The sequence below is a fragment of the Nonomuraea sp. NPDC003754 genome (assembly GCF_053605785.1).
This window is the reverse complement of sequence record NZ_JBSGJX010000093.1, coordinates 1-8,704: the sequence shown is the minus strand read 5'-3', so window position 1 is coordinate 8,704 and position 8,704 is coordinate 1. Positions and strand designations below refer to the sequence as shown.

9 protein-coding genes and 3 pseudogenes are annotated in these 8,704 nt (G+C 68.3%); 7 read left to right on the top strand and 5 right to left on the bottom strand.

Annotated elements, in window-relative coordinates; genetic code table 11:
- Nucleotides 1-217 (bottom strand): hypothetical protein (locus ACWEVS_RS45580; RefSeq protein ID WP_452557409.1); only part of this gene is annotated, 217 nt, incomplete at its 3' end.
- Between ACWEVS_RS45580 and ACWEVS_RS45575 the strand changes: the two are divergent.
- The 5 genes and pseudogenes from ACWEVS_RS45575 to ACWEVS_RS45555 form a co-directional block, all read left to right on the top strand.
- Nucleotides 195-889, top strand: a pseudogene (locus ACWEVS_RS45575) (Tn3 family transposase); the annotation flags it as partial. The gene ACWEVS_RS45580 and the pseudogene ACWEVS_RS45575 sit on opposite strands and share 23 nt — an antisense overlap.
- A 6-nt stretch (nucleotides 890-895) precedes the next feature.
- On the top strand, nucleotides 896-2,155 hold the full coding sequence (locus ACWEVS_RS45570) for a sensor histidine kinase (RefSeq protein WP_452557411.1): 1,260 nt from the start codon (nucleotides 896-898) through the stop codon (nucleotides 2,153-2,155).
- The gene (locus tag ACWEVS_RS45565) at nucleotides 2,152-2,745 is read left to right on the top strand and encodes a response regulator transcription factor (protein WP_452557407.1); all 594 of its coding nucleotides are present in this window, start codon (nucleotides 2,152-2,154) and stop codon (nucleotides 2,743-2,745) included. Before ACWEVS_RS45570 ends, ACWEVS_RS45565 begins: the two co-directional genes overlap by 4 nt.
- Before the next feature lie 48 nt (nucleotides 2,746-2,793).
- On the top strand, nucleotides 2,794-3,765 hold the full coding sequence (locus ACWEVS_RS45560; RefSeq protein ID WP_452557405.1) for a hypothetical protein: 972 nt from the start codon (nucleotides 2,794-2,796) through the stop codon (nucleotides 3,763-3,765).
- Nucleotides 3,766-3,897: 132 nt separating this feature from the next.
- Nucleotides 3,898-4,383, top strand: a complete 486-nt coding sequence (locus ACWEVS_RS45555) for a hypothetical protein (protein WP_452557403.1) — start codon at nucleotides 3,898-3,900, stop codon at nucleotides 4,381-4,383.
- Nucleotides 4,384-4,669: 286 nt separating this feature from the next.
- Here ACWEVS_RS45555 and ACWEVS_RS45550 read toward each other — a convergent pair whose 3' ends face one another.
- The 4 genes and pseudogenes from ACWEVS_RS45550 to ACWEVS_RS45535 form a co-directional block, all read right to left on the bottom strand.
- On the bottom strand, nucleotides 4,670-5,155 hold the full coding sequence (locus ACWEVS_RS45550; protein ID WP_452557413.1) for a hypothetical protein: 486 nt from the start codon (nucleotides 5,153-5,155) through the stop codon (nucleotides 4,670-4,672).
- A gap of 257 nt (nucleotides 5,156-5,412) precedes the next feature.
- Nucleotides 5,413-5,598, bottom strand: a pseudogene (locus tag ACWEVS_RS45545) (recombinase family protein); the annotation flags it as partial.
- 56 nt (nucleotides 5,599-5,654) lie between these two features.
- Nucleotides 5,655-5,762, bottom strand: a complete 108-nt coding sequence (locus tag ACWEVS_RS45540; RefSeq protein ID WP_452419172.1) for a zinc finger domain-containing protein — start codon at nucleotides 5,760-5,762, stop codon at nucleotides 5,655-5,657.
- A gap of 216 nt (nucleotides 5,763-5,978) precedes the next feature.
- On the bottom strand, nucleotides 5,979-6,965 hold the full coding sequence (locus ACWEVS_RS45535; RefSeq protein ID WP_449931682.1) for an alpha/beta fold hydrolase: 987 nt from the start codon (nucleotides 6,963-6,965) through the stop codon (nucleotides 5,979-5,981).
- Nucleotides 6,966-7,108: 143 nt separating this feature from the next.
- Between ACWEVS_RS45535 and ACWEVS_RS45530 the strand changes: the two genes are divergently transcribed.
- Entirely contained in the window at nucleotides 7,109-7,714 is a 606-nt protein-coding gene (locus ACWEVS_RS45530; RefSeq protein WP_452557401.1) for a helix-turn-helix domain-containing protein, read from the top strand.
- A 215-nt stretch (nucleotides 7,715-7,929) separates the two neighbouring features.
- Nucleotides 7,930-8,127 (top strand): annotated as a pseudogene (locus tag ACWEVS_RS45525) (integrase core domain-containing protein); the annotation flags it as partial.
- Nucleotides 8,128-8,704 lie beyond the last annotated feature (577 nt).

The following is an 8,704-nucleotide window of genomic DNA, read 5'->3' as shown; positions in this document are numbered from 1 at the left end:
AGTTGCCCGCGAGCAGCCACCGGACGGGCTCGATCACCAGCGACAGCGTGCCGAAGACGCCGAGGGTGAGGGCCAGCGCGATCCTGGCCCAGTTGCGGCCGCGGCGCAGGCTCGCCGCCAGGGCGACGGCCCCGGCGAACACCGCCAGCCGGAAGGCCAGCCCGCCGGCGAGGGTGGAACTACTGGACCTGCTGATGACCACTGAGCTGCTGAACAAGGCGCAGAGCGCAGCCGACAAGGAGAAGGTCCGCAAGCACCCGAAACTGGCCAAGGCTTCGGCTCGCCTGGCGGTGGCGGTGGAGGCGCTGTTCGACTCCGACTCCTGGGGTGGAGAGGATGAGGAGCCGCGGGTGTCGGTGGTGTGGGAAGCAATCGAGGCGGTGGTGTCGCGGGCGGAGCTGCGGGCGGCCCTGGTCAAGGCCGACTACGGGCCGCTCGGCACCTTTGCCCGCGGGAGGATCGACCTGCACAAAGTGCGGCGGACGTGGCCGGACATCCTGCGCGTGGGCGCCTCGATCTACACCGGTACCGTCCGCGCCTACGACGTGGTGACGATGCTGCACCGCGAGGGCCACCCCACCGCGCTCGGAGAGGCGATCGCCGCCTACGGCCGAATCTTCAAATCCCTGTACATTCTCGCCTACATCGACACCGACGAGACCTACCGGCGCGACATCAAGCACATCCGCAACCTGCAGGAGGGCCGGCATGCCCTGGCGCGGAAGATCTGCCACGGCAAGAAGGGCGAGCTCTACCACCGGTACGAACGCGGACTGGAAATCAACTCGACGTCCTCGGCATTGTTCTCAACTGCGTCGTTTTATGGACAACGGTCTACCTGGACGCGGCACTACGACAGCTGAAGGCGCAGGATTATCCGGTCGGAGACGAGGACATGGCCCGGCTCTCGCCCTTCGTCAACACCCACCTGGGCGCCCATGGCGCCTACATCTTCGTGCTTCCCGACCTGGCTCCGGGAGCGATCCGCGACCTGCGTGATCCCGACGCGCCCGACGCTGACGACGACGAAATCCGACGAGCCGGCTCGTGGCCGAACGGAACCCCGGGCGCATGGCGCCATCTCCGTCACGAGGCATTACGCTCTCCAGGAATGGGAGGGCGGTTCTGGAGCAGCGTCTATCTGCTGTTCATCTGGTTTCCGGTGCTGCCGTTCCTCGATACTGAGCCACCTGTCAGCCGGGTGGTCTTGGCGGTCGGTGGTCTGCTTGGCTTCGTCGCCTGCTATCTACGGGTGGCGTGGACGGCTCTGGCGGCTCCCAGGAGGAATGCGACGCCGTGGGCGCTTGGGCTGCTGTACATGCTGTGGATCGCGCTGGTGCCCCCGCTTGGCGATCAGTGGCTGCTCATCTCGACGTACTTCACCGTGGCCGCGCTGGTCGCGTCAGTTCCACGCCGGGCGATGTTCGCGGGGATGGCGGTCATCGTGGCGGCCTACGCCGGCGGGCTGCTCTACCTTGACCTGCCCCTGTCCGGCACGTGGTGGATGCCGCTGCAGCCCGTGCTGTTCGCCGGCCTGATCGACATGTTCCTTCGGTTTCGCGAGGAGAGAACCAGGGCTGAACAGCTGGCCGTCGAGAACGAGCGGCTCCGGTTCTCCCGGGATATGCACGACATCATCGGACACAGCCTGTCGGTGATGACGTTGAAGACCCAGCTCGCCGATCGGCTGATCGAACGAGATCCCGCACGGGCTCGTGAGGAGATCAGGCAGCTGGAGGAGCTGTCCAGGCAGGCGCTGGAGGATGTGCGCGAGGCGGTCAGCGGCTATCGGTCGCTGTCGCTGCGCGAGGAGCTCACGCGGGCGCGCGAGGCGCTGACCGCTGCCGGGATCCACGCCGCGGTGGCGGCCGACGACGTGCCGGCGGACGCGGCGTCGCTGCTGGCGTGGGTGGTGCGTGAGGGCACCACCAATGTTGTACGGCACAGCCGCGCCAGCCACTGCGAGATCAAGGTCTTCACCGATGGCGATCACGTCGTGGCCGAGGTGTCCGACGACGGCCTCGGCAGCGGCAAGGCGCCCGGCGATGGCAACGGGCTGCGCGGCCTGTCTGAGCGGCTCGATGCGGTCGGCGGCACCCTGGAGCATTCGGCCACCGATGAGGGCTTCATCCTGCGGGCTAGGCTGCCCGCGTGATCAATGTTCTGCTGGCGGACGACCAGCATCTGGTACGGCAGGCGATGGCCGCCCTGCTCAGCTTCGAAGACGACATCACGGTGGTCGGCGAAGTCGGTACCGGCGAGGAGGTGGCAGGCGCGGTCACTCGGCTCCAACCAGACGTGGTCCTGCTCGACATCGAGATGCCCGGCAAAGACGGCCTCACCGTCGCGGCCGAGCTGTCCGGCGTCCGCGTGATCATCCTGACCACGTTCGGTCGTCCCGGCTATCTGAGCAGGGCCGTCAACGCGGGCGTGGCAGGCTACGTCCTCAAGGACGCGCGAGCCGACGAACTCGCCAACGCGATCAGGAAAGTGGCCGGGGGAGGCAGGGTGATCGACCACAAGCTGGCCGCCGCGAGCCGGTCCGCGGGTGCCAATCCACTCACCGACCGGGAGCGGGAGGTGCTGCGGGCCGCGGCCGATGGCGCGACGATCGCCGACATCGCACAGCGGATGTTCCTGTCGGCCGGCACCGTACGCAACTATCTGTCCAGCGCCAGCCAGAAGGTAGGGGCGCGCAATCGGGCCGAAGCCGTACGCGCTGCCGAGGACAAGGGCTGGCTATAGGACGTTTGTCACTACTGGCATCGCCGCGCCGTCGGCACGCTAGCAGACGTGTTCAAACGCATTCTTCCAGCACTTGGCCTGCTCGTTCTCGCGCCGCTGGTCGGCGAATATCTGCTCGGTAACATCTCCATCAACGCCCTACCGATGATCATCGGGCTGATCCCGCTCTACGGCGGCGGCGCGTTGCTGATCCGTGAGGTCGCCCGCCGGTGGCGGCTCGGGTGGCCGGGGATCATCCTGCTCGGGCTCGCCTACGCCGTGATCGAGGAGGGCCTGCTCACCCAATCGCTGTTCAACCCCGACTACGTCGGGTTGCGGCTGCTCGACTACGGGTTCATCCCTGCGCTGGGCATCGGCGCCTACTGGACCGTGTTCGTCCTGGCCATCCATGGGGTGTGGAGCATCGCGGTGCCGATCTCGCTCGTCGAAGCGGGCTCACGCCGCCCGGACACACCCTGGCTCGGCAAGATCGGCCTCACCGTGACCGCCATCCTGTTCCTGCTGGGGGGCGCAGTAGTCGCCCTGGCAAGCCCGGTCATCTACCCGGTGTCAGCCGCGCAGGTCACCTGGACGCTCATCACGGCCGTCGCCCTGATCATCGCCGCGTTCCTTACCGTCCGGTTCCGCCGTCCCCTCCTGCCGGCCGCATCGGCCGGCCCGTGGACCGTCTTCGCGATCACAATCGTGGCCGGGCTGGCGTTCATGCTCCCCGCCATGACGGCCAATCTGCAGTCCAGCGTGCCCGCGTGGATCACGGTCGGCTTCTACCTCGCGCTCTACGCCACGATGACGCTGCTCATCCTGCGCTGGTCCCGGCGCATCGGCTGGGGCCCCTGGCACAAGTTCGCCCTGGGCGCCGCCGGCCTGCTCACCTACGCATGGCACGGCTTCCCCCAGCCGCCGAGCTTCCCGGCGCCCGCGCATGTGGACCTCATCGGCAACGCTGTCTTCGCGCTGGCCGCCATCGGGCTGCTCGCCTTTGTGGTGGCACGGCTCCGCCGCACCGCAGCGCCAGTCTGATCTTCAGCCTTGGCGCTCTCGAGATCACTCCAGATTTGTCGTTAAGATCCCACACTAATCCTGAAGGTCCCAAATGTTCCACCATGAGGGAATGCTCACAGTCTGTGCAGAGCTGCCGTCGTTGGAGGTTCCGTGCCCATCGGGTATCTGTTCACTGTGGCGGTCACCGCGATCGGCACGCTGTTCGCGTTACGGCCGCTGCCGTTCTTTTCACATCCCCTCGGCCGCGTGAGCTACTTCTTCGGGCTGGCCGCCAACGAGCTGCCGTTTGCGGCCTTCTTCTGGATACTGCTGGTCCCGACGGCGCTGGCGATCGCCGATGATGACATCGCCTCGGCGGGCGGCTGGGCGGTCGTCGCTTTGGCTGCCGTGACCGCGATCGGGCTCGCGGTTATCGCCTCCCGCGCGTTGGGCGAGCGGGCCAGGATCGAGCGCGCGATGGACGCGGGGCTGGGCGCGGGGTGGCGCACCGCCATCGACGCCGACCTGTCCACGAGACTGCGGCGCCGTGCCCCGTGGGCCCGGATCCTGTTCCTGCCCTATCTCTGGCCCGGTGTTTCTCACCGATCGGCGGCCTGGGTCCGCGCGCACTCCCGCCGCGGCGGATCTGTGCCCTGACACCGGACGCGCCCCGCTGCCGTACGAGCGGGCCGAGTATCCCTCTTCAAGCAGGCCACCAAGCGCTACGACTTGGCAGGCGGAGGGTTCACGGGTGTGAGTAGTTGAGGTACAGAAATCCCGGTGAGATTGATCTTGCTGCGGTTCCCCACTCCTGATGAGGCTCGGGTGTGCTGCATACGGCAGCGGTCTCATCCTCTTCGGGTTCGGGCCAGGGGCCGAAGGGGCCGTGTTCCCCGGGGCCGGTGGCGCCGAGGAGGCCAGGGTCCTTCCAGCGGCATGGGGATCACTGTGCGTTTCCGTTCCGGGCCTGTGAGAGCAACTGGGCCACGACGTCATCGGTGCCGTGCTGAGCATGGCGGGCCAGGTCGTCCAGCACGGTGTCGCCGTCGAGGACTTGTGCGGTGAGCCGTTCCATCAGCTCCGGGTCGGTGCCGCTTCCGCGGCCGGTGATGCGGGCGCGGACCGGGCGGCGGGGGCCGATGACCTGGGCGTCGTCGGACGTGGCGGCTTCCTCGGCTTCGGCGAGCGCCCGGTACAGAGAGGCGACCGACGGGTGGCCCGCGTTCTTGCCCGCCTTGGTCGTCAGCTTCTTCGCGATGTCGGGGACAGCGACGCCCTTGTTCTTCAGCGCGACGGCGAAGGTGAGCATGTCGTCGTCGATGACCTTGGGGCGTCCGCCGTGGTTACCCTTGGCAGCGGCGGTCTGCCGGCCCTCCAGGGTCTGTTCTCGGATGTAGTTGCGGTCGAGTTGGGCGGCGACGGCGAGCACGGCGAAGAACATCGCTCCCATGCCGTTGGGGTCGGTCGTAGATGCCGGTGAGCGGGCCGGTGAGGAGTTCGAGCTGGACGCCAGCGTCCTGAAGCCGGCCGGAGAGGGTCATCGGCTCGGCGGCGTTGCGGGCGAGGCGCTTGAGTTCGTGGACGGTGAGGATGACCTCCATGGTCGGGGGCGGCCTCCTTGATGTCGTACGCGAGCTGCAGCGCCTTCTCCAGCTCCGGCCGCGTCTTGATCCGGGTGGAGATCTTCTCGGAGAAGATCCGCTTGCAGACCGGTTCGAGTGTGGCGAGTTGGGAGGCGTGTTCCTGCTGGACGGTCGAACAGCGGGCGTACCCGATCCGGATCGGCTTGGCCGTCGCGGCGGCCGGTGGGGCTTCGACGGGCGGGCCCGCCTTCCACGGCCGCCCCGGGCCGCGGTCCTCGGGGACGGTCACCTCCAGTTCCTCGCGGAGCGCGGGGACGAGGATGACGCGGGCGGTGTGGTACTTCGTTACGCACTTCCGCTCCGAGTGCGGCAGGCGCTGCCCGCCGGGGCTTCACACTTCGGACAGTCGTTTCGTTCTACCGCGTTTGCTGCTTGATCGGGCGTCAGGTCCACCCGCGCAGTCTGTCAGAACCGTCTCGCACAACATGCTGGTTTTGCGAGGAGTTCTGCGAACGGCGACCTGCGGATTCGTGAGCGGCTCCGGGGTGTTCGCAGAACTCTCGCAGCTGGTCATTTGTGAGAATCACGCAGCACCCGGCCGTGGCCGCTGCGCTTGGGTACGCGGGCCGAACTGTTCCGTATACAGAAGCCCCGGCCGCGCCTGGCGGTTCAGCCCGTGAGGGCGTTGAGCCAGCCGGTCAGCAGACGGTTGATCTCCTCGGGGCGTTCCTGCTGGATCCAGTGGCCGCAGCCCTCTACGAGGTGGGAGGCGGTCAGGCCGGGAAGGGTGGTGGGGAAGGCCTCGATAGCGTCGGACATCCAGGTGGTGGAGGCGTCCAGGGCGCCGCCGATGAACAGGGACGGCTGCTTGATCGGGGCGCCGCGGTGGGGGGCGAGGTCTTCCCAGTCGCGGTCCACGTTGCGGTAGCGGTTGAGGGCGCCGGTCAGACCCGTGCGCTCGAACTCTCCGGCGTAAACGTCGAGGTCGTCCTCGGTCAGCCAGACCGGGAGGATGCCGGCGGGAAAACGGTCACGCAGCTGGCCGCCGTGGGCGACGAAGTGCGGGTCGGGCTCGCCCTGGGCGGGCATGGTGTCGGCGGACAGGGCGGCGTAGAAGCCCGCGAGCCAGCCCCGCACGTCAGACTCGATCTCCGTCTCGGCGCGGCCGGGCTCCTGGAAGTAGGAGACGTAGAACTCCTGCTCGGGGCCGCCGATCTGGCCGAAGATGTCGGTGGGGCGGGGGCCGCCGGGTGGCGCGTACGGGACGCTCAGCAGGGCGACGGCCCGGAAGACCTCGGGGTGGAGCAGTGCGGAGGTGGCGGCGATGTTAGAGCCCCAGTCGTGGCCGACGACCACCGCGTTCTCCTCGCCGAGGGCGTGCACGAGGGCGACGTTGTCCTCCACCAGGTCCAGCATCCGGTAGGCGTCGGTCGCCGCAGGCTTGGAGGAGCGGCCGTAGCCGCGCACGTCGATCGCCACCGCCCGGTAGCCGGCCGCGGCGAGGGCCGGGAGCTGGCGGCGCCAGGAGTACCAGGACTCGGGGAAGCCGTGCACGAGCAGGACCAGCGGGCCGGTGCCCTGCTCGACCAGGTGCAGGCGCCCGGCCGGGGCCTCGACGGTGCGGTGGCGGAGTGCGGCGGACGGCTCGGGCTGCATGGGGGCTTCTCCTCGGTTCGCGGGTGGATGCAGGTACGCATCGATCATGCGGCGCGGCGACCGTCCGACGCGATTACTCTTGCCACTCTGGCAAACTTGCAGGACAGATGGTGGAGCGGCACGTCCGGAGGGGGGCAGAGCGGGTGACAGGCGACGACGTGGCCGACACGCTGGCGGCGATGGGCCCCCGGCTGCGGGCCGCGCGCGAACACCGCGGCTCCACGCTCACCGGCGTCAGCCGCGCGACCGGCATCTCCCCGAGCACGCTGTCGCGGATTGAGACCAGCCGACGCAAGCCCACCCTGGAAGCGGTGTTGCAGTTGGCGAAGGAGTACGGCGTCTCCCTGGACGAGCTGGCCGGCACCGCCCCCGCCGCCGGGCCCCGCACCTCCGCGCTCCAGCGTTTCGGCGACGACAAGGCGGTGCTGCCGCTGACCCGGTACGTCGGGGGCCTGCACGCCCACAAACACGTCCTGCCCGCCGTCCAGGAGCCGCCCGCGCGGCCCCGGCAGGTCTCCCACGACGGCTGGGAATGGCTGTGCGTCCTGTACGGGCGGCTGTGGCTCGCACTCGGCGACCAGGACCTCGTCCTGAGTGCCGGGGACGTCGCCGAGTTCGACACCCGCAATCCCCACGGGGTCGCGAACGCCGGCCCCGGCGGCCCGGTCGAGTACCTGATCATGTTCGGGCCGCAGGGAGAGCGCCTGCGACCGCGCACCCCGCCCGCCCCCGGCCCCAGGGCCCGGTAATGAAGAAATTTCCAACGAAGTAGCCTCTGACCTGCGGTGACTCCGGTCCCTGTGGCTAAGGTCTCGATTCGCTTACGGGTGGATCCCAAGCAACGGCGAACGAGGTCGTTCGCCTGCTTGGCCGGCACCTTGGACAGCGGTGACTCCAAGGCGGGCAGGTCCTGATCATGACGTTCGAGCGATTCGAGAAAGCGCTGCTGATTGCCTACGTCGAGGCCGAGGCGTTCAACGCCACCCTCAAACGCGAGCCCCTCCAGGGCGCCAAGCGCTGGCCCTCAGCGCGCGAGGCTCGCCTGGCGGCCTTCAAGTGGATCACCCGCTACAACACCCGAAGGCGCCACTCCACCCTCGATTACCTCAGCCCGATCGACTACGAGCAGCAGACCATCGATAGAGTGCTGCTCGCCGCATGACAGCCGGTGTCCACACTTCGGGGCGAACGCCCCTCCACGAGTACTCACATGCCGCTTGACTGCCTGGATGGACTTTTCGGCAGGCGCGGTCGGTCCGGGCGTCCAGGGAGATTCGGGATCAGTTCGCCTGGCGCGGGTGCCTGCTCTTCCTCGTCGCGTGCGCTCCTTGGGCGCCAGGACCTCGATGAACAGCATGGCCTGAGCCTCCCCTGTGGGCCGCGGTGGGAGGGGTGCGGGGCGCGAGCCCCTGGCCGGTCGACCGCGCATCACTCAGTCGGATGACGGCAAGACCGGAGCCCGCGGCGCTTCATCGTCGGAGGTGTCAAAGCATCACTCCGGACAGGTATTCACCGACTTCGATCAGGGAGCCATGGCCGCGTTCTTGACGTATGGGCTGGTTACCTGGTGGCAGGTGCTGGGAATCACAGTCGCGGTGGCTCGGGGGTGGCCCCATGTCCCCGTTGGTCACAATCGCGTGTGACGTGGTTGCGTCCATGGGAGTGGTGTACGAGTTTGACCTGGTCACAGGCGTGGCGGCGTGAAATGGCGACGGCCATCGCGTGATCCTTCGATTAGC

Coding starts and splice junctions, on each gene's coding strand:
- ACWEVS_RS45570 (WP_452557411.1), top strand. CDS start 896: ATGGCCCGGCTCTCGCCCTTCGTCAACACCCACCTGGGCGCCCATGGC.
- ACWEVS_RS45535 (WP_449931682.1), bottom strand. CDS start 6,965: ATGCAGCCCGAGCCGTCCGCCGCACTCCGCCACCGCACCGTCGAGGCC.